This is a genomic window from Staphylococcus sp. Z5-21 (genome assembly GCF_056529615.1).
Map to the genome: position 1 here is coordinate 1,027,839 of NZ_CP096462.1, position 21,566 is coordinate 1,049,404.

The 21,566-nt window shown below is 31.8% G+C and carries 21 protein-coding genes, 1 riboswitch and 1 other annotated feature; of the genes, 15 read left to right on the plus strand and 6 right to left on the minus strand.

Features of this window, described 5'->3' with window-relative positions:
* The first annotated feature begins 270 nt into the window (after positions 1-270).
* From M1D64_RS05165 to M1D64_RS05175, 3 genes are all read left to right on the plus strand, one after another.
* On the plus strand, positions 271-984 hold the full coding sequence (locus M1D64_RS05165) for a transaldolase (RefSeq protein ID WP_002482913.1): 714 nt from the start codon (positions 271-273) through the stop codon (positions 982-984).
* 515 nt (positions 985-1,499) lie between these two features.
* On the plus strand, positions 1,500-2,000 hold the full coding sequence (locus tag M1D64_RS05170) for a pentapeptide repeat-containing protein (RefSeq protein WP_480977561.1): 501 nt from the start codon (positions 1,500-1,502) through the stop codon (positions 1,998-2,000).
* A gap of 99 nt (positions 2,001-2,099) precedes the next feature.
* A complete protein-coding gene (locus M1D64_RS05175) occupies positions 2,100-2,549 on the plus strand; it encodes a hypothetical protein (protein WP_011302838.1) in 450 nt (149 codons plus the stop codon).
* 7 nt (positions 2,550-2,556) lie between these two features.
* Here M1D64_RS05175 and M1D64_RS05180 read toward each other — a convergent pair whose 3' ends face one another.
* Both M1D64_RS05180 and M1D64_RS05185 read right to left on the minus strand, forming a co-directional pair.
* Entirely contained in the window at positions 2,557-2,982 is a 426-nt protein-coding gene (locus tag M1D64_RS05180; protein ID WP_041080046.1) for a competence protein ComK, read from the minus strand.
* A gap of 13 nt (positions 2,983-2,995) precedes the next feature.
* On the minus strand, positions 2,996-3,466 hold the full coding sequence (locus tag M1D64_RS05185) for a sigma-70 family RNA polymerase sigma factor (RefSeq protein ID WP_041080044.1): 471 nt from the start codon (positions 3,464-3,466) through the stop codon (positions 2,996-2,998).
* Positions 3,467-3,686: 220 nt separating this feature from the next.
* Between M1D64_RS05185 and M1D64_RS05190 the strand changes: the two genes are divergently transcribed.
* Both M1D64_RS05190 and sagB read left to right on the plus strand, forming a co-directional pair.
* The gene (locus M1D64_RS05190) at positions 3,687-3,911 is read left to right on the plus strand and encodes a hypothetical protein (RefSeq protein ID WP_002482918.1); all 225 of its coding nucleotides are present in this window, start codon (positions 3,687-3,689) and stop codon (positions 3,909-3,911) included.
* Positions 3,912-4,078: 167 nt separating this feature from the next.
* On the plus strand, positions 4,079-4,930 hold the full coding sequence (gene sagB, locus M1D64_RS05195) for a peptidoglycan release complex glucosaminidase SagB (RefSeq protein WP_002482919.1): 852 nt from the start codon (positions 4,079-4,081) through the stop codon (positions 4,928-4,930).
* Between the two features lie 222 nt (positions 4,931-5,152).
* On the opposite strand, the gene M1D64_RS05200 is transcribed toward sagB, so the two are convergent.
* A complete protein-coding gene (locus M1D64_RS05200; RefSeq protein ID WP_037538233.1) occupies positions 5,153-6,079 on the minus strand; it encodes an osmoprotectant ABC transporter substrate-binding protein in 927 nt (308 codons plus the stop codon).
* A gap of 174 nt (positions 6,080-6,253) precedes the next feature.
* Between M1D64_RS05200 and M1D64_RS05205 the strand changes: the two genes are divergently transcribed.
* From M1D64_RS05205 to ribH, 5 genes are all read left to right on the plus strand, one after another.
* Positions 6,254-7,720 carry an FAD/NAD(P)-binding protein gene (locus M1D64_RS05205; protein WP_002482974.1) on the plus strand — a complete coding sequence of 489 codons (1,467 nt, stop codon included), beginning with the start codon at positions 6,254-6,256 and terminating at the stop codon, positions 7,718-7,720.
* 247 nt (positions 7,721-7,967) lie between these two features.
* Positions 7,968-8,101: riboswitch (FMN riboswitch) on the plus strand.
* 159 nt (positions 8,102-8,260) lie between these two features.
* A complete protein-coding gene (gene ribD / locus M1D64_RS05210) occupies positions 8,261-9,304 on the plus strand; it encodes a bifunctional diaminohydroxyphosphoribosylaminopyrimidine deaminase/5-amino-6-(5-phosphoribosylamino)uracil reductase RibD (RefSeq protein ID WP_129530960.1) in 1,044 nt (347 codons plus the stop codon).
* A gap of 6 nt (positions 9,305-9,310) precedes the next feature.
* A complete protein-coding gene (gene ribE, locus M1D64_RS05215) occupies positions 9,311-9,943 on the plus strand; it encodes a riboflavin synthase (protein WP_002482976.1) in 633 nt (210 codons plus the stop codon).
* An 11-nt stretch (positions 9,944-9,954) separates the two neighbouring features.
* On the plus strand, positions 9,955-11,136 hold the full coding sequence (locus M1D64_RS05220; RefSeq protein WP_041080038.1) for a bifunctional 3,4-dihydroxy-2-butanone-4-phosphate synthase/GTP cyclohydrolase II: 1,182 nt from the start codon (positions 9,955-9,957) through the stop codon (positions 11,134-11,136).
* A 13-nt stretch (positions 11,137-11,149) separates the two neighbouring features.
* Positions 11,150-11,608: a 6,7-dimethyl-8-ribityllumazine synthase gene (ribH, locus tag M1D64_RS05225; protein ID WP_041080037.1), complete on the plus strand. Its 459-nt coding sequence runs from the start codon at positions 11,150-11,152 to the stop codon at positions 11,606-11,608.
* Between the two features lie 264 nt (positions 11,609-11,872).
* Here the strand turns inward: ribH and M1D64_RS05230 are convergent, their stop codons facing one another.
* Positions 11,873-12,874, minus strand: a complete 1,002-nt coding sequence (locus tag M1D64_RS05230) for a proline dehydrogenase family protein (RefSeq protein ID WP_037538235.1) — start codon at positions 12,872-12,874, stop codon at positions 11,873-11,875.
* Between the two features lie 266 nt (positions 12,875-13,140).
* On the opposite strand from M1D64_RS05230, the gene M1D64_RS05235 reads away from it, so the two are divergent.
* The 3 genes from M1D64_RS05235 (at position 13,141) to M1D64_RS05245 (ending at position 15,709) form a co-directional block, all read left to right on the plus strand.
* On the plus strand, positions 13,141-13,965 hold the full coding sequence (locus tag M1D64_RS05235; RefSeq protein ID WP_037538238.1) for an alpha/beta fold hydrolase: 825 nt from the start codon (positions 13,141-13,143) through the stop codon (positions 13,963-13,965).
* Between the two features lie 235 nt (positions 13,966-14,200).
* Positions 14,201-15,157 carry an L-lactate dehydrogenase gene (locus tag M1D64_RS05240; protein WP_041080035.1) on the plus strand — a complete coding sequence of 319 codons (957 nt, stop codon included), beginning with the start codon at positions 14,201-14,203 and terminating at the stop codon, positions 15,155-15,157.
* 150 nt (positions 15,158-15,307) lie between these two features.
* Positions 15,308-15,709: a transcriptional regulator, SarA/Rot family gene (locus M1D64_RS05245; RefSeq protein WP_002482982.1), complete on the plus strand. Its 402-nt coding sequence runs from the start codon at positions 15,308-15,310 to the stop codon at positions 15,707-15,709.
* Positions 15,710-15,828: 119 nt separating this feature from the next.
* Here M1D64_RS05245 and mnmM read toward each other — a convergent pair whose 3' ends face one another.
* Positions 15,829-16,389, minus strand: coding sequence for a tRNA 5-(aminomethyl)-2-thiouridylate-methyltransferase MnmM (gene mnmM, locus M1D64_RS05250; protein WP_011302854.1), 561 nt, complete (start codon positions 16,387-16,389; stop codon positions 15,829-15,831).
* Positions 16,386-17,339 carry a tRNA modification radical SAM protein MnmL/YtqA gene (gene mnmL / locus M1D64_RS05255; RefSeq protein WP_002482984.1) on the minus strand — a complete coding sequence of 318 codons (954 nt, stop codon included), beginning with the start codon at positions 17,337-17,339 and terminating at the stop codon, positions 16,386-16,388. Before mnmL ends, mnmM begins: the two co-directional genes overlap by 4 nt.
* A gap of 109 nt (positions 17,340-17,448) precedes the next feature.
* Here mnmL and M1D64_RS05260 point away from each other — a divergent pair, with 109 nt between their 5' ends.
* Positions 17,449-18,618, plus strand: a complete 1,170-nt coding sequence (locus tag M1D64_RS05260) for an MDR family MFS transporter (RefSeq protein WP_075340108.1) — start codon at positions 17,449-17,451, stop codon at positions 18,616-18,618.
* Positions 18,619-18,905: 287 nt separating this feature from the next.
* Positions 18,906-19,096, plus strand: a binding site (T-box leader).
* Between the two features lie 50 nt (positions 19,097-19,146).
* Positions 19,147-21,561, plus strand: coding sequence for a leucine--tRNA ligase (leuS, locus tag M1D64_RS05265; RefSeq protein ID WP_069822067.1), 2,415 nt, complete (start codon positions 19,147-19,149; stop codon positions 21,559-21,561).
* Positions 21,562-21,566: the final 5 nt, after the last annotated feature.

The following is a 21,566-nucleotide window of genomic DNA, read 5'->3' on the forward strand; positions in this document are numbered from 1 at the left end:
GCAATTCATTTTACAATGATACCATAAATATAAGAATATTTAATGAAATTTACTATTTTATATTATTTTCTGATATTTGAGTTTTAAAAAGTGCGTCAAATTAAATCGTTGACTGATGTGAATTGATTATGAAGATGTATTGAATGATAAGATTTTAAGCAAAAAATTAGAATTTTTCTAATATTGATGGTATAAATAAACTGTATGGTTAATAACCGTTAGAAAATAATTCTTAATTGAATTATTTATTTAAGTCAGGAGGAATTAGTAATGGTAAATTTAAATGTTGAAGTGTTTGCAGATGGTGCAGATATTGAAGAAATGAAAGCAGCTTATAAAAACAAACAGGTTGATGGTTTCACAACTAACCCTAGTTTAATGGCAAAAGCGGGTGTAACGGACTATAAAGCTTTTGCTGAAGAAGCTGTACGTGAAATTCCTGATGCTTCTATTTCATTTGAAGTATTCGCAGATGATTTAGAAACTATGGCAAAAGAGGCTGAAATTTTAAAACAATATGGTGACAATGTATTCGTTAAAATTCCAGTTGTAAACACTAAAGGTGAATCAACAATTTCTCTAATTAAAAAATTATCAGCAGAAAACGTTCGTTTAAATGTAACTGCTGTTTATACTTTAGACCAAGTTAAAGAAATTACTGATGCTGTAACAGAAGGTGTACCAACTTATGTATCAGTTTTCGCTGGTCGTATTGCTGACACAGGTGTAGATCCTATTCCATTGATGAAAGAAGCAGCAGAAGTAACGCATAGTAAAGAAGGCGTTAAATTACTATGGGCAAGCTGTCGTGAAGTGATTAATGTCATTCAAGCAGACGAAGTCGGTGCAGATATTATCACATGTCCAGCAGATGTTGTTAAAAAAGTAAATAATAATCTTGGTCGTGATATTAGTGAATTATCAGTAGACACTGTACAAGGATTTGCTAAAGACATCCAAAGTTCTGGTTTATCTATTCTATAAAACTTTAGAATGAATTTAATTATGAGTGGGATAACAAACGAATTTTACAATAAAGATTACGTACACCCACTTTTTATGGATGGGATGATAGAGGTTTACCTGAGCTAAAACTTATTCATAGTGACGACAAGTTCATGTAAAATATGAATGTAGTTTTATATTGAAAATGGTACCTTACGTCTACTATTCAATTGAAAAAGAGTCTGAGACATCAATAGATGTTTCAGACTCAATTTTTTTGTTAAAAAATAGTTAAGTCATTAGCAAGCCCATTATACTTATACATAAATATTAAATTATATATTAAGTCATGTACAGAGCACCTACGTATTTGCTAATATATAGTGAAATAGATTGATTGAATAGGAGATACAATAAAGAAACTGCAACAGCCCAAAATAAATGTTAGTTTAGATTATAAAATACTTACTGATGTTTTTGATGATGAAGACGATATTTTAGAGCAAGCAGCTATTAATCATTCAAATTTCGTTGATCAAACTTTAGATAGGTTATTGATATATGGTTCACGCATCACAAATTGCAACTTTACTAATTCTGATATAGGACGTGTAGATTTTACAGACGTGATTTTTGAAAATTGTGATTTTTCTAATGTTAAAATGGAACATGGTAGTTTACATAGAGTGATATTTAAAAATTGTCGTATGACAGGGACTTATTTAAAACAAATGAGGTTGGGTCATACTTCATTTTGTGAAGTTAAAGCTAATTTTGTTAGTTTTATAGACTCTAAAATGGATAAGTTACTATTTGATACGTGTCAACTTGAACATGGTGCTTTTTATGAATCAACATTAAAACAAATTACATTCGATGAAACAAACATGAACCACGTAACAATACATCAAACGCCATTAAAAGGTTGTGATTTAAGCACATCACAATTTGAAACAATTGTCGTCAATAAAGAAGATTTAGTTAGGTGTAAGGTATCTAAAGAACAAGCAATTCAATTCGCTACATTAATGGGACTAGATGTCGTTGATGCATAATTTGTAAAAAATGTGTTCAATTATAATTGATTCATTGAGATAATTTCATTACTATTTGAAAGAGATGTATGGCGAAATTGCTAAAGGAGTACATATTAAATGAAAGCAAATATTTTTAAGCAAAAAGTTAAAAAGCAGTTATGGTTTTTAAATAAAAAAGAAAAAAGTAAATTGGATTCTGTTTTGGAAAGCGTAGTTGAAAAGCATGATAATGAACATTTAAATCGACCTATTGCATTTTCTAATCAATTTTTAAAAGAATATGTTTTTAAAGAAAAAGTAGTATCGTCTACGCAGTTATTTGCTTTATTATTAGGTATTTTATTTACATATATTATGTTATTAGGTATTTTCTTGTTTGGTTTTATTACAAGTTTAACTGCTGTACAATATTTTATAAAACCAGAAGTACAGTTATCGACACTGACAGTCATATTAACATTTATTGGAGCATTATTACTTGTTATTGTTAGTTTGTATTTAATTAGGTTGGTCACTGGTTACTTTACGAAAAAATTATTAGAATATAAGCATAACAAAGCATTGTAATAAAATACTAACTATCTATTAGGTGAGAAAGTGTTAAACTTTCTTGCCATTTTTTATGTACAACGATATATGCTACATCAACTATGATAAAAGTTGCATTATCAAAATAAATAACTGTTTGTGCACCTTGTGATTTTAAGCCATTAATTGCTAATGCATTGATAAAATATTGTATTGGGGAGCGCTTTGCTTTAATTGGGAAGACGATCGTATGGTTATTAATATAGATGGGGATGAGTTTTCGTATTTTAAGTATGTCCTTAGCTTGCTTAATTTGTATGGGTAAAGAAAGATGGTTGGTTTCAAGGATATATTTTAATGTTTGATTAATGGAAGATGGATACGTAAATTGATGTGTTGTATATTGACAAATGGTAAGTAATTCGGGACCGATAACGGTTTTGAAATATAATAGTTTAGCAAGGTTATTCATTAAATTCACCTCATTAAAATTTATAGTATTTAGAATATTTTACTTGAACACGTTGCTGTATATTTTTTATGGTTGATATTGAACACTTTAGGTGTTGTGCAATCTCTTTTTGTTTATAACCATATAATTTTAATTGTAACCACTGTTGTTCTTGTGTTGTAAGCGTTGTTAAGAAATGATGAGCCTCTATTTTACTATCAGGGTAGATGCTAGGAATTTGATGACAACGTACTTCATCAAATGGTTCGCATATTTCATAAGTGTTGTGTTGCTTACGAAATAAATCAATTAAATAGAAATTTAACCGTGTATATAAATAAGATTGAAATGAAGAAGATTTTTGGGCATTATACTTTCTGGATAGTTCCCATAATTTAATCGTGAGTAATTGTACAAATTCATCATTATTGTACTTAATATTGTATTTTTTTAGAAGAACATATATGATGTGTTTTGATTTATTATAAATTTTACTAAAGTGCATTTGGTGCCTCCTATTGCTGTATATACAACTTGTAATTCCGGATAAATTCATTTTATAAAGACAAATAATAAATTTCATTTGCTAAATATAGATAATAGGTGTTAAATAGATAACATAAGAGTAATAAATTTTAGTTTTTATAACATGAACGCGTATTCAACTTAGAGATATAACACTAAAAGATGTATTATTATCTTCGGACAATTATCAGGAGGTTTATATGGATTACGCACATTTAAATTTAGAGCATTTTTTTGCTAAACATAATGATTTAGATATGATTAAAGATAAATCAGATTTTGTAATGATAAATAACTTAACAAATGAAATGATGTATCGTGATGGAGAAATTGAAGGTACGATTGATTTGAATCGTTATTATTATAAAAATAGATCACAAGCATCGAGCTTTATCATAATGGAATATCGTAAAAGTCAAGAGTAATGAAATTAAAATTTCATTACTTTTTTTATGAATATGTAACAACACTTAGATAAAATTGTGCGTTTAACTATTTAGTGTTAGAATTTATTATCAGATAGTCTCAAGCACATTGATACATAAATGATAGAGACTTCTCATTCCTAATTATTACCTAAGAGGTGTGGAACATGACGAAGCATAAAAAAGGCTCAATTTTATCAATTATAGGTTTATTGGTAATCTTAGGTGTAGCTGCAATTATTGTATTTTCAATGATTTCAGATCAAATCTTTTTTAAAGAAGTAGATGAACAAGAAAAAGTTGATAATTTAAAAGTAACTTTAGATAAAGCATCTAAAAAGCAAATAGATAACTACACAAGCCAACAAGTTTCAAGTAAAGATAACAAAACATGGAGAGACGCATCGTCAACTGAAATAAAAGCTGCGATGGATAGTAGTAAGTTTATTGAGAGTGATACGCAAAAATACCAATTTTTAGAATTAGATAAATATCAAGGTATTGACCATAACAGAATCAAACGTATGTTAATTGATAACCCAACATTACTTAAGCATTCTGATGAATTTATAAAGGCTGCTAAAGACAAACATGTAAATGAGGTCTACTTAATTTCACACGCATTGCTTGAAACAGGTTCTGCTAAAAGTGAACTTTCAAGTGGCGTAGAGATTGATGGTAAAAAATACTATAATTTCTTCGGTGTAGGTGCTTTAGATGAAGATCCTATTAAAACAGGGTCTGAATATGCCAAGAAACATGGATGGGATACACCACAAAAAGCAATTAGTGGCGGTGCTAACTTTATTCATGGACATTTTTTATCAAATAAAGATCAAAATACGCTATATAGTATGAGATGGAATCCGAAAAATCCAGGCGAACATCAATATGCTACTGACATAAAATGGGCAGAAAGTAACGCTTCATTAATGGCACACTTTTATGAAGATATGAAAACAGAAGGTAAGTATTATAAATATTTTGTTTATAAAGATGATAATAAACATAAACAATAATTTAAAGAGCCTAAGACATAAATAGATGCCTTAGGCTCTTTTTAGATGCGTTTGTGTTTTACTGTGCTTTATTTTTTTGTCCAATAAGCAAAAACAATAACAAAGCAGATATGAAAACTTTGAATATAAATTTCATTATTTCACTTCCTAATTCATATTTGAATGTACCTAAGATAATAGGTGCATTGAAAATAACAAAGCATATAGAGGTAGAAATCAATACTATTTTTTATCAAAATAATGATGTTGTTTTAAAAATTCTTTCGCAACAATGGCAGGTTCTTTACCTTGACCATCAGCTTCATAATTTAATTTTTGCATTTGTTCTGTACTGATTTGACCTTCTAATTTTTTTATTGCTTTTTTTAGTTCTGGTTGTTGAGCTAAAAGTTTATTTGGCGCTACTGCACTGGCATCATAAGGCGGAAAGAAGTTTTTATCGTCTTTGAGAACCACTAAATCGTATGCTGCAATTCTACCATCTGTAGTATAGCCAAGTGCAACATCTAGTTTTTGGTTTTTTAATGCATCATAAACAAGTCCGATTTGCATAGGTTTTATAGAATTGAAAGCAAAACCGTAATGTTCTTGGAATGGGGCATAACCGTCGCCACCGCGTTTAATCCACGTGGTATCTGTGCCAACATTTACTTTGTCTTTTACTTTTTCTAAATCTGAAACAGTATGTAAGTTGAATTTTTTGGCTGTTTCTTTTGTGACCATAAAGGCAAACGTGTTTTCAAAACCGTATGAATTAAAAAACGTTTGATCAAATTTTTGATTAAATAATTTTTTTGTAACATGCATAGCTTTGGTAGAATCGGTGATTGGTTTCTGTTCAAGTGCACCTACTAAATCAGTACCAGTATATCGTGTGCTTGATACATCAGCATCACCATTCATTAATGCATTATGTTGAATGGTTGCGGAACCTAAATTATTAATGATTGAACCTTTTACTTTCCCATCAGTATCGTGCTCAATTAACTCTTTTAACATATAGGCCATAATCTGGGATTCACTTGTGGCTAATGCAGATATTCTTACAGTGCTTTTTGATTGTCCACCACCAAGGCCAGGTAATTCACAACTTGCTAAAAAAATTGTGCTAAATAAAACCAAAATGACAAATCGTTTTAAAAATTTCATTATTATACTCCTTATTTAAAATACAAAAAAATAAATTTCTCAATATATTTAGAATAACATATTTAATAAAACATTATAACTTAACGGATGAAACAACTGTAAACCATTAATGTGTAAAGTAAGATAAATCATTGGTATAATAAAGCTTAAATAAGTTTAGTTAGGATGTGAACTATGAGGATTGCAATCATAGGTATGGGTACGGCAGGTGTGAGTTTGCTAAAGGAATTAGTCAAACAGGAACGTTTTTCTGAATTAGCTATCGATGTATATGATAACCCTAAAAACATGGGGCAAGGTGTGCCGTTTCAAAACGATAGTGACCAATTATTAATTAATTTACCTGCAGAAGAGATGTCATTGAATTTAGAAAATGAACGGGAATTTTATGAATGGTATGAAAATCAATCAACATTTAAGTTTTCAAATCCGAAGTATTTGCCGAGGTTTATTTTTGGACATTATATGAAAGATTATTTGCAACAATTTATCAATCAGTATGATAATATTCACCAAATTTGTGAAGAAGTTTCTGAAGTCTTTATTGACTCAGATATAGGTCAAACAGATATACAATATAATGTTTGTACTGCAAATAACATAGAAAATCGAAAGCAGTATGATGTAGTATTTTTAGCTATAGGCACGTTGTCTTATCATGATCCATACAAATTGAAAGGCACGAAAGGATATATACAAACACCGTATCCTACATATAATACGTTAGATAATGTTAAAGATACAGATAGAATTTCTATTATTGGTACTGGACTAGCAAGTCTTGATGTGATTCGCTATGTAACAGCGCATCATCCTAATTTACCAATTACGGTTACAAGTCGTAAGGGTCACTTACCGAGTGTTAGAGGTGAGATGCCTGATATTGAATTTAAATATTTAACTCCTGAAAATTTTAATGAAATTAAAGAGAAACATTTTGGAAATGTGCCATTAGATGAGGCAATGCGGTTATTTATGAAAGACTGTGCACATTATGAAATTCCGGTAGAAACACTTGTGCATCGAAGAACAAATGATCCGATTATAGATTTAACTTACGATTTAGAACATGCAGAGGAGTTAGGTAAATTCCAAAGTATACTTGAGCTTGCCAAAGAAAATTTAAATTGGATATGGAATAGTTTGAGTCGTACTGACCAAAAACATTTTTTATCAAATTATCATGGTATTTTAAAAGAAAATTCTAATCCAATGCCTCCACAGACTGCACAATTACTCATTGAACACATTAATAATGGCTTAATTAAAATTGAGAAGGGCTTAGAATCTGTTAAACATAGTCAACATAGATTTCAATTAGAATTTCAAGACGGTTCGGTAGAAAATAGTGATGTAGTCATTAATGCGACAGGTTCGAAAACACAACTTTCAGATCTTGATAGTGATGATCAACTTGTGTTGAATTTAGAAAATAGACAAGTAGTACAAGCGCATCCACTTGGTGGTATACAAATTGTAGCTGAAACAAATCAAATTATAAGTCCAAGGTATGGCACGCTTAAAAATATGTATGCATTAGGTCAGTTAACAAATGGTATTAATCAATCGAGAAATGGCGTCATGATGATTGTAAGGCAAGCGGTAAGTGTAATAAATCATTTATTTGAATCAAATAAATGATTTAAAGTATCACTAATGGTTTGTTGCTTTAAACATCTGTGAGTGTTTAACGTATTATTTAATAAATGGGATTAGACGCTTTAAATAGTTCGTTTTTTGACTCATTTCTCCATGTAATTGTATTAATTATCAGAAAAATAAAGCCGACTTAGGCAATAAGAATTGTCATTTCTCAAAAAATGTAGTACGATGATTTTGTAACTAAGTTTCAGTTACATGACTCAATCATCAATTAACAATTTCATAGATATTCTTTCGGGGCAGGGTGAAATTCCCAACCGGCAGTAAATTAAGCCTGCGACCTGCATTTATGTGTATAAATGTGGCTGATCTAGTGAGATTCTAGAGCCGACAGTAAAGTCTGGATGGGAGAAAGAATGAAGTATAACAAAACAACACTTTTTAAGTGTCTATTTGGCATACCATAAATTTAAAATTTATGTATAAGTGTGTCTAATTTTTGCTAATAATGTTATATCAATAGATCCCACACCTGAAATGTTCATTTCAGGTGTTTTTTTATTATTTAGAGGTGATGAGATGAGTCAATATTTAAACTATGCTATACAACTTGCACAAATGGTTGAGGGACAAACAGGTTTAAACCCTCCAGTTGGTGCAGTAGTAGTGAATCGAGGACGTATCGTAGGTATAGGTGCACACTTAAAAAAAGGTGACAAACATGCAGAAGTGCAGGCGCTAGATATGGCAAAAGACAATGCGAAAGGTGGAACCATTTATATTTCATTAGAACCCTGTACACACTTTGGTTCTACACCACCTTGCGTCAATAAAATTATTGAGGCAGGCATTAATAGTGTTGTTTATGCAGTTAAAGATACTACATTACCTTCCAATGGTGACAATATTTTACAAGAAGCAGGGATAGATGTTGAATTTCGACATCAACCTGATGCTGAAAACTTATATAAAGATTTCTTTATTACAAAACGACAATCTGTACCAATGGTAACAGTAAAGGTTTCTTGTAGTTTAGATGGCAAACAAGCGACAGATACTGGTGAAAGTAAATGGATTACCAATAAACTCGTGAAAAAAGATGTTTTTAAATTAAGACATCATCACGATGCGGTACTAACTGGTAGTGGCACGTTAAATGCAGATAATCCACAATATACGACTCGAATTGAAGAGGGTAAAAACCCAATTAAAGTGATACTAGCCCAAAACGGTAACATAGATTTTAATTTAGACATTTTTAAAAATACGAATACGCCGATTTGGATTTATACACAAAATGAAGCTTTAGTAACGGACATTGAACATGTTGAAATTATTCAACTTACAAATTGTTCAGTAGAAAATATTATGAAAAATTTATATGAAAAAGGTATAGGCAGATTGTTAGTAGAAGCAGGTCCCACAGTTACTTCTGAATTTCTTCAATCCAATTATACAAATAAACTAATTATATATTATGCCCCGAAAATAATTGGTGGTTCAGGCAAATATCAATTTTTCCATACGGATAAAATCATCGATTTGTCAGAAGTCCCACAGTTTGAAATTGTTGATTCACAAATGCTTGAGCAAAATCTTAAATTAGAATTACGAAAGAAGTGATTAAACATGTTTACTGGAATTGTTGAAGAAATAGGTACAATTAAAAAAATATCAACACAACAGTCTGTAGTTAACTTGAAAATTGAATGTCAAACGATTTTAACTGACATGCATATTGGTGATTCAATCAGTGTTAACGGAGCATGTTTAACAGTAATAGAATTTGATAATCACACTTTTTCAGTACAAGTTATAAAAGGTACAGAAAATAAAACGTATTTAAATCAATTAAGTCAATCTTCTGAAGTGAATTTAGAAAGAGCGATGAGTGGTCAAGGTCGATTTGGTGGACATTTTGTACTTGGTCATGTAGATGAAGTAGCGAAAATTAAACGCATTCAGTCATCGGATAATTCTAAAATTGTAACAATACAACCGTCAACGTCATTGATAAAACAAATGGTTAGTCAAGGTTCAATTACAGTTGATGGTGTGAGTTTAACGATATTTCAATTAAAGCAATCAGAATTCGATATACATCTCATTCCTGAGACAAGAAAATCAACGATATTAAATCAAAAGCGTGTTGGTGATCCAGTTCATTTAGAAACGGATATGTTATTTAAATACGTTGAAAAAATTATTGAAAATGATAATGCTAAATTAACTTCAGATAAACTTAAAGCATTTGGATTTTAAGGAGGGCTCATATGCAATTAGATAGTATCGATACAGCGCTGGAAGCACTAAAAAAAGGTGAAAGTATCATAGTCGTAGATGATGAAAATAGAGAAAATGAAGGTGACTTAGTAGCTGTTACGGAATGGATGAATGACAACACTGTTAATTTTATGGCGACCTATGGTAAAGGATTAATTTGTGCACCAATCAGTAATGCAATTGCTGAAAAGTTGGATCTAAATCCTATGGTCACGCATAATTCTGATGTTTATGGCACACAGTTTACGGTAAGTGTTGATCACATACAAACAACAACTGGCATTAGTGCAGACGAAAGAACAATGACAGCGAGAGCATTGATCGATGAGCAAGCTACTGGATCTGATTTTAATAAACCGGGTCATTTATTCCCTTTAATTGCACAAGATAATGGTGTGCTATCAAGACGTGGTCATACTGAAGCGTCTGTGGATTTAGCTAAATTAACTGGCGCTAAACCAGCAGCATTAATTTGTGAAATTATGGATGAAGATGGGACAATGGCAAAAGGAGCGTCATTAGAAGCATTTAAAGAAACGCATGGTTTAGTTATGATTTCTATTGAAGACTTAGAAAAGTATCGAAAATCTTCAATTTCTAAACTAGATGCAAAAGCAAAAGTTAAGATGCCAACAGAATACGGTAACTTTGATATGTATGGCTTTACTACAGATAATAGCGAAGAAGATATTGTTGTTATCGCTAATGGCGACATTAATAAAACTGAAAATGTTCGAATCCATTCAGCATGTTTAACTGGCGACATTTTTCATAGTCAACGATGTGATTGTGGTGAACAATTAGCAGCATCGATGAAATATATAGCAGAGCATGGTGGCATGATACTGTATCTTCCTCAAGAGGGTAGAGGCATAGGCTTAATTAATAAGTTGAAAGCTTACGAATTAATCGAACAGGGTTATGATACAGTTTCTGCAAATATTGCATTAGGATTTGAAGAAGATTTAAGAGATTATCAAAATGCTGCCCAAATATTAAAATATTTTGGTGTGGACAGTGTAAATTTATTAAGTAATAATCCGAAAAAATTTGAAAGTTTAGAATCATATGGTATTCATATTGCGAAGAGAATTGAACTCATCGTACCAGCCAATGCATACAATCAGGATTATATGAATACAAAAAAAGAAAAAATGGGTCACTTAATATAGGAGGTAATGAACAATGAATTTTGAAGGTAAATTAGTAGGTTCAGATTTAAAAGTAGCGATTGTTGTAAGTAGATTTAATGATTTTATTACTAATCGATTATTAGATGGTGCAAAAGATACATTAATTAGACATGAAGTACCGGAAGCTAATATCGATGTAGCATACGTACCAGGAGCATTTGAAATTCCTTTAGTAGCTAAAAAATTAGCTAAGAAAAATGATTATGATGCAGTTATCACTCTAGGTTGTGTTATTAGAGGATCAACGTCTCATTACGATTACGTTTGTAACGAAGTAGCCAAGGGTGTTTCAAAAGCGAATGATGTTACTGATACGCCAGTCATATTCGGTATTTTAACTACAGAAAATATTGAACAAGCAGTAGAACGTGCAGGTACGAAAGCAGGTAATAAAGGTGCAGAAGCAGCAGTAGGTGCGATAGAAATGGCTAATTTATTAAGAGAAATATAAAGTTAAACTTGTCTAATGCTTATCAATTTTTAATATCGTATCGTTTTTCAATTATATTAAATTAGTAGAACGCCAAAGACATGACAGCTTTGGCGTTCTTTGTTTTTATAATAAATTCAATGACTATCTAAATTAGAATTCGGATATGTAAATCTTTTTAAACATCATTGAACTTAAAATTTGTGCTCGTATGATTACTTAGATGTAGTGTTTAAAAAGTGAATTGTTTTAAAATAATTATTTATATATTGAACATTGAATTGATTATTTTTTAAGTACTCTATATAGTATTGAACCTGTAGCTACAACGCCAGCAAATATGCCAGCAATAGTGCCTACTTTTTTCAATATATCTGGTTTTAACAATTCTTTAAACATTAAATTCAAATTTTGTGGTCTTTCAGCTAATCTTCTCATAAAGTAACTGAACCAATCATCTCCATATGGCACATAAATGCAGAAATTGTTGCCTTCGCCGGCAATTTGTTCTGCTAAATCGGAGCGAAAGCCGTATAACATTTGAAATTCATAACGATCTTTATCAATTTTATTATCTTTAATAAATTGTTTGATTTGTGTAATGATTTTATCATCGTGTGTAGCGATAGAAGTAACGTTTTTAGCACTTAACAATCTTTTTTTTATTAAACGTATGTAGTTTTCGTCGATTTCTTCTTTTGTTTGAAAAGCAATAACTTCATTTTCTTTATATGCACCTTTAACCATGCGTAATCTTAGTTCAGGATATTTATCTATGAGCGCATCAGCTTTATATAAATATGCTTGAATGACTGTACCAACATTTTTAAATTCACCTTTTAATCGATCTAATACTTGAGTGATATCAAACAAGCTATCATACTTTTCAGTATCGATATTAATATGCATATTATCAAATTCATTTGCTTTCAATAATATTTCTCGTAAATTACGGTAAGCAAGATCTATATCAAACTCTGAACCTAGTTGGCTTAATTTCACAGACATATGTCCATTTAAACTATGATTATAAATGGCATACATGACTTCCAAAATTTGATCTTTAGCTTGGATAGCTTCACCTTCAGTTACGACAAACTCTCCAAGACAATCAACAGTCACTGTAATTCCCTTGTTGTTTAAACGTTCAATTGTGTCTATCAAGGATTTAATCGTATTACCCGCAACGACTTTATTCGCCCCAAACATGGGTCCTACTTCCTTGGCAGTCTTATTTAAAAACGAATTATTTGATAATCCGATAAAGAAATCTTTCACAATTGGCATATTAATTCCTCCCATTCCGCTTATAGCTATGTTTCAATAATAGTGTAGCATGAATCTAATAGTAATGAAATCGTTTGCAATAAAATATATTACACTTTAAATTTCAATATACACTCATGAGATATGTATTGAACAGAAATAAGAAATTTATTGTGGGAAATAAATTTAGTTTTATGTTTATTTAATATGTTTAAAATGGAAAAAGCATAGCGTATTTTGATACAATAAGCGTAATGAATTTAAATGTAGAAGGGGAAGTATGGATTATGTGGAAATGGGAAACCGAAAATGAAGCAAAAGGTGTCGTAGTAATTGCACATAACATGCTTGAACATACTGGAAGATATGCATATGTGATTACGATGCTTCGCCGAAATGGATATCATGTTATTATGGGCGATTTGCCAGGACAAGGGCAAACATCACGTTCAAATAAAGGTCAAATTGATAATTTTGATGTATATCATGAGCATATACTTGAATGGATTAGAATCGCAAATGAATATAAAATTCCAACTTATGTCCTAGGTATAGGTCTTGGTGGTTTGATTGTCTTAAATTTATTAGAAAAAACAGAAGTGCCGATTGAAGGCCTGATGTTGCTTTCACCACTTTTAGAATTTAAGAAAAGTAATAAATCTAGAAAAGATAAAATTATTTCTAATATAGGTAAAATTGCGAAAGATACTCGATTTAAAGTTGGTATCACAGTTGAAGATTTAACAAGAAACGAAGAAGTTATAGAAGAGACGAATAAAGATCAATTGATGTTAAATAAAGTAACTTACTACTGGTATAAACAGATTATTGAAATTATGAAAGAGACAGTCAACCATTTAAAAGATGTAAAATCATTGCCGTTATTATTAATGTACGGTACAGAAGATAGAGTTGCAGATATAAGCGCAATGGATTTAATAAAAGATAAAATAATGACAGAAGAACTTTATTTTAAAGCGTGGGAAGGATTATATCATGAAATTCATAACGAGCCTGAACGTGATGAAGTCATGCGATATATTTTAGCGTTTTTAAATAATAGTGCAAGTAACAATGGATTTATAGTACATGATGAAAATGAAGTTTCATAGTACCTGAATACAATGATAATACAGTAAGTGGCAAAAGCGGTGGATTTGTATCCTAATTTTAAAAGGATATGATTTCACCGTTTTTTATATTTGATTTTTATTGTAACTTATAATTAATATTTTTGTGAAATAAATTACAAATAACTATTGCAAATGCTCGGAGGAACTGATATATTTATATTGTGAAATAAATCACAATATAAATTATTAATTTTCATGTGAGGAGCGTTCTGTGATGGAATATATAAAAAGTAATAAAGTTGTTTTAATTGGTGATGGTGCAGTTGGATCAAGTTATGCATTTGCATTAGTAGCTCAAGGTGTGGCAGATGAACTCGTTATTATAGATTTAGATGAAGACAAAGTGAAAGGTGATGTAATGGACTTAAACCATGCGGCACCGTATGGAGGTTCACCTGTTAAAATTAAAGCTGGTTCATATAAAGCATGTCACAATGCTGATTTAGTGGTGATTACTGCTGGAGCAGCTCAAAAACCAGGAGAAACGAGATTAGATTTAATTGAAAAGAATACAAAAATATTTAAATCGATTGTTTCTGAAGTTATGGCATCTGGATTTAATGGGATTTTCTTAGTAGCCACTAACCCTGTTGATGTACTTACCTATGTAACACAACAAGTTTCTGGATTACCTAAAGAAAAAGTAATTGGATCAGGTACGATTTTAGATACGGCACGATTCAAATATGAATTAGCTGAAGAATTTGGCGTTTCTGATAGAAGTGTTCATGGACAAATCATTGGGGAACATGGAGACTCTGAACTAGCTGTTTGGTCACAAGCAAATATTGCAGGACAGCCATTATACCAATTGTTAAAAGATGATCCTGAAAAACAACATAGAATAGAAGAAATATTTGTTAATACACGAGATGCAGCCTATGACATTATTCAAGCTAAAGGTGCAACATATTATGGCATTGCTATGGGATTAGTGCATATAACTAAAGCGATTTTAAATAATCAAAATTTAGTGCTTACCGTATCCAGTCGTTTAGAAGGTGAATATGGTCAAGAAGATGTCTATATAGGTGTCCCTACAAAAATTAACAGACAAGGTGCGGTAGAAGTTTTTGAAATACCGTTAAACGATGAAGAAAAAACTTTATTTACCCGTTCTGTTGGTATTTTGAAAGAAATGCAAAATAAAATATCTCATTTAATTGCATAATTCATAGTTTAAATTTAAACTGTATATAAGATTAATTTTATTAAAAATTCTAATATTTATTCAGTGTAGAATTTATTTTACAGTGATTGATGATTTTTTGAAATTAATTTTACATGTTTAAACTTTATACTATGATTGGGGGATTACACTATGGGGAAGACATTTACTGAAAAAGTGGATGGCGTTTTGCAATTAGAATCTGTGTTGAAAGATATCGAGGATATTTTTGACAAAGTTCAAAAGCAATATAAAATGTCAAAAGAAGAAATTTTAATCCTTTTGACACTTTGGAAAGAAGGGTCAATGACTTTAAAAGAAATGGATGACTTTGTTCATATTAAATCATACAAACGTACACGTACGTACAATGATTTAGTTGAAAAAGCGTGGATTATTAAAGAAAGACCACAAAACGACGAACGTACAGTTATTATCCATTTTAATGAAGATTTAAAAGATCAAAGGGAAAGTCTTTTAAACTTTTTTAAAGAAGAAATTGATTCTAACTCATCTACTATTCAAAACAGTCTTAAATCTATCTTAAATCTATAGGAATTATGAATTTTACAGTGTAATTTACACAAAAAAGCTGCCAACAAAGTTTAAATACTTTTATTGGCAGCTTTTTTTATTTTTAAAGCGTGTGCTTTAGGAAAACTAAATGATAGAATTTATCTTTTTTCTATCGCACAAATAAATGGTGGATTATTTTGTTGATTGATAAATTGATATTTTAGAATATGTGCTTTATTTTGATCGAATTGTTCCAAATAATCTAGAATAGCATCTCGCTCCAATTTGCCTTCATCATGGCCATGATAAATAACAAGAATAATGATGCCTTCTATGGATAAAATATTAAATATTGCATTTATGGCAGCAATTGTACTTTCGGCTTGTGTAACAATGGATTTATCTCCTTTTGGTAAATAACCTAAGTTAAAAATCGCTGCGTCAATTTTACCTTGTTGATAATTTGGAATATATGATTGGATATTTGCATGGCTATCTTGAACGATAGTGACATTGTTAAAATCATGAATCTTAAGTTGTGTCTGCTTAATAGCTTCATCTTGTATATCAAAAGCATAGACATTACCGTTTGGAACTTGTTGGGCAAGAAAATGTGTATCATTACCGTTACCGCATGTAGCATCGATCACGATACTGTCATCTGATACGTGTTGTTGAATTAATGTTCTAGCAAAAGGGAGAATGCGTTCAAGTTTCATGACTTAACTGTGCTTTCAAAATATTTTCCTTGGTATGAATCTCGGCGAGCAAGTTCATTATCAATTTCATTGAGAACTTCCCATTTGTTAACACTCCACATAGGACCTACCATTAAATCGATTGGACCATCACCGGTAATTCTATGAACGATCATTTCTTTTGGTATGATTTCTAACTGATCACACACTAATTTAGTGTATTCATCTTGTGACATAAATTCTAGCATGCCTTTATCATATTGCTTAACCATTGGCGTTCCTTTTAATAGGTGAAGTAAATGTATTTTTATACCTTGTACGTCCATTTGAGCGACTTCTCGTGCAGTTTCCATCATCATATTATAATCTTCACCAGGTAAACCATTTATAATATGCGTACAAATGTTTATATTATGTTTGCGTAGTTTGGCAATACCTTCATAATAAGTTTTCATATCATGTGCGCGATTGATTAAATCAGATGTTTCTTGGTGTATTGTTTGAAGACCTAGTTCAACCCATAAGTAAGTACGTTCATTCAATTCTGCTAAATACTCGACTACATCATCAGGTAAACAGTCTGGACGTGTACCTATGGATAAACCAACTACACCAGGCTCTTTCAATGCAGTTTCATATTTTTCACGCAATACCTCTACGGGTGCATGTGTATTTGTAAAAGCTTGGAAGTAGGCGATGTATTGGCCATCGTGCCATTTTTCATGCATTCTATCTTTTATTTCTTTAAATTGTACATCGATTGGATCTACACGATTACCTGCAAAGTCACCGCTACCAGCTGCTGAACAAAATGTACAGCCACCATGTGCAACGGTACCATCTCTATTTGGACAATCAAATCCTCCATCAATTGCAACTTTAAATATTTTTTGTCCAAATTTATTTTTTAAATGATAATTCCATGTATGATATCTTTTATTCTCGAATGCGTAAGGGAAGAATTGTCCCATATAACATTTTCCTTTCTAAATTCATTCTAGTTAAAGATTTTAACATATTTTAATGATATAGTGTTTAAAGTAAAATAAGAAATTTTGATGTAGAAAGGAGCTTAATGTTATGAATATGCCTAAATCAGTGTGGTGGCTAGTAATTGGTATGGCATTAAATATCACAGGCTCAAGTTTCTTATGGCCATTAAATACAATTTATATGAATGAAGAATTAGATAAAAGTCTAACTATCGCCGGATTAGTACTAATGATCAATTCATTTGGCATGGTCATAGGTAACTTATTAGGGGGCATGCTTTTTGATAAATTAGGTGGTTATCGTACTATTATTATAGGAACAGTAATTTGTTTAATGAGTACAACACTGCTTAATTTTTTCCATGGTTGGCCATGGTATGCTGTATGGCTAGTAGCACTAGGATTTGGTGGCGGTATGATTGTTCCAGCAATTTATGCATTGGCTGGCGCCGTGTGGCCACAAGGTGGTCGTCAAACTTTTAATGCAATTTATTTGGCTCAAAATTTAGGTGTAGCCATTGGTGCTGCATCAGGTGGATTTGTAGCAGAATTAAGTTTTAATTATATTTTTATAGCGAACTTATTAATGTATGTCGCATTTGCAATTGTAGCCGTGACACAATTCAAAATTAATTTAGATGTTAAAGTGAAATCAACGGATGCAATGAGTCTTTTATCTAAAGCATATAGACCACAGTTTATAGCGCTAACGTTATTATGCGTTATGTTCAGTATTTGTTGGATTGCTTATATTCAATGGGAAAGTACGATAGCTTCGTTTACTCAAGAAATCAATATTTCAATGAGTCAGTACAGTCTGTTATGGACAGTTAACGGCATTATGATTTTAGTTGCGCAACCTTTAATCTTACCTGTCATTAGATTGTTAAAAGGAAACCTAAAATATCAAATGCTTGTTGGGATTGTCATCTTTATTCTCTCTTTCTTTGTGACAAGTTTTGCTGAACAATTTTCAATTTTCATGGTAGCTATGATTATACTTACTTTAGGAGAAATGTTTGTTTGGCCAGCCGTACCAACAATAGCGAATCAATTAGCGCCTAAAGGGAAAGAAGGTTCATTCCAAGGTTATGTTAATTCTGCTGCAACTGTGGGAAAAGCTTTTGGACCATTAATTGGCGGTGTTGTTGTAGATTCGTTTAATATGCAAGCTATGTTTTTAAGTATGATTGTATTATTACTTATTGCACTGGTATTCCTGTTAATATACGATAAAAAATTACCAAAAGATACGTAAGATATCTGATGAGTCTGGGATATAAATAAATATCTTAGGCTCGTTTTCAATTGGCAGTCAATGTATCGTCAGCGCTTTGTACAGAAGTGTGCCTTTTGTATAAGCATGAACCTTAATTATCCTTGCGGGCGTGGGTCTATGAAATCACTGTGAAAAACGTTGGTCTCTGTCTCACTAATTTATATAATAATTTATTTTTTAGTTATACATGCTTATCATATGTAGTAAATAAGTATGTTTCCTGTTAAATCAGGTTTTACTCTTGAAATAAATAGTTATTTCAAATATTATTAGTAATGTATAGGAGTAGTAACTTTAAAACTTATCTACAGAGAACTAGGGTTGGTGGAACCTAGTGTTAAGTTAAAGTGAACTTACCAGGACTTAAAGATAATTTATGACATCTCTTACTATTAGTTAAAATGAGTGCACATTTAATGTGAATTTGGGTGGTACCGCGGCGAAAGTCGTCCCTTTGTAATTAAATAATAGTTTGGGGTGTTTTTTTATTGAATAGGAGGAAAAGTAGTGAATTACAGTCATAATGAAATTGAAAAGAAATGGCAGGACTATTGGGAAGCAAATAAAACTTTTAAAACGAGCGACAATTTAGGGCAAAAGAAATTTTATGCTTTAGATATGTTCCCTTATCCATCAGGAGCAGGCCTGCATGTTGGTCACCCAGAAGGGTATACTGCTACAGATATCATCTCTCGTTATAAACGTATGTTAGGTTATAACGTATTACACCCAATGGGTTGGGATGCATTTGGCTTACCAGCTGAACAATATGCATTAGATACAGGTAATGATCCACGAGAGTTCACTAAAGAAAATATTCAGACCTTTAAGCGTCAGATAAAAGAACTTGGTTTCAGTTATGACTGGGATAGAGAAGTGAATACGACAGATCCTGAATACTACAAATGGACACAATGGATTTTCATACAATTATATAATAAAGGTTTAGCTTATGTAGATGAAGTGGCTGTGAATTGGTGTCCAGCATTAGGTACGGTATTATCGAATGAAGAAGTTATTGATGGCGTATCAGAACGTGGCGGCCATCCTGTATATAGACGTCCAATGAAGCAATGGGTTCTTAAAATTACCGAATATGCAGACAGATTGTTAGAAGATTTAGATGAATTAGACTGGCCAGAGTCATTGAAAGATATGCAACGTAACTGGATTGGCCGTTCTGAAGGTGCATCAGTGGCATTTGATGTGAAAGATTATAATGAGCAAATTGAAGTATTTACTACTAGACCTGATACAATATACGGTGCGTCATTTTTAGTGCTTAGCCCAGAACACGAGCTTGTAGATTTGATTACTACGGAAGATAATAAAGATGATGTAGAAGCTTATCAAAAAGAAGCGGCTAAGAAATCTGATTTAGAACGTACTGGCTTATCAAAAGAAAAGTCTGGTGTATTCACTGGTGCATATGCTGTTAATCCATTATCAGGGCAACAAGTACCAATATGGATTGCAGATTACGTACTATCCACTTACGGTACTGGTGCGGTCATGGCTGTACCTAGTGGTGATCAGCGTGATTATGAATTCGCTAAAACATTTGACTTACCAATTATAGAAGTCATCGAAGGCGGAGATATGAGCAAGGAAGCCTACACTGGCGACGGACCGCATATTAATTCTGGTGAACTAAACGGATTATACAATGAAGCAGCTATAGAAAAAGCGATTGAATTGTTAGAAAATAAAAATGCCGGTATGCGTAAAGTAAACTACAAACTTAGAGATTGGTTGTTCAGTAGACAAAGATATTGGGGCGAACCTATTCCAGTTATTCACTGGGAAGATGGCTCAATGACGACAGTACCTGAAGATGAACTACCATTACTTTTACCAGAAACTGATGAAATAAAACCGTCAGGGACAGGTGAATCACCGTTAGCGAATATTGATGAATTTGTAAACGTTGTCGATGAAGCCACAGGTATGAAAGGCCGTCGTGAAACAAATACGATGCCACAATGGGCAGGTAGCTGTTGGTATTATCTAAGATATATTGATCCAGACAATGAGCAAATGTTAGCAGATCCTGAAAAATTAAAACATTGGTTGCCTGTAGATTTGTATATTGGTGGCGTAGAACATGCTGTATTACATTTATTGTATGCACGATTTTGGCACAAAGTATTATTTGATTTAGGTGTGGTACCAACAAAAGAACCATTCCAAAGGTTATTCAACCAAGGTATGATTTTGGGTGAAGGTAACGAAAAAATGAGTAAATCTAAAGGTAATGTAATTAATCCAGATGATATTGTAAAATCTCATGGTGCGGATACGTTACGTTTATATGAGATGTTTATGGGACCGCTTGATGCCGCTATCGCTTGGAGCGAAAATGGTTTAGATGGTTCGAGACGTTTCTTAGATAGGATTTGGCGTTTATTAATTACAGAAGATGGTTCAATTTCTAATAAAGTGGTAAACAATCATAGTAAGGCTTTAGATAAGAGTTATCACCAAACAGTGAAAAAAGTTACAGAAGATTACAATTCGCTTAACTTTAACACAGCGATTAGTCAACTTATGGTATTTATTAATGATTGTTATAAAGCGGAAGAAATTTATAAACCATATATCGAAGGCTTTATTAAAATGCTAGCGCCGATTGCACCTCATATATCTGAAGAATTGTGGTCACGTTTAGGCCATGATGAAACAATCACTTATCAACCATGGCCATCCTACGATGACGCGTTACTTGTTGATGACGAAATTGAGATTGTCGTACAAGTAAATGGTAAAGTGCGTGCTAAAATTAATGTATCTAAAGATATTGCGAAAGAAGAAATGGAGCAAATCGCACTAGATAATGAACATGTTAAATCTGAAATAGAAGGTAAAGATATTAAAAAAGTTATTGCAGTTCCTAAAAAACTTGTTAATATCGTTGCTAAATAAACACA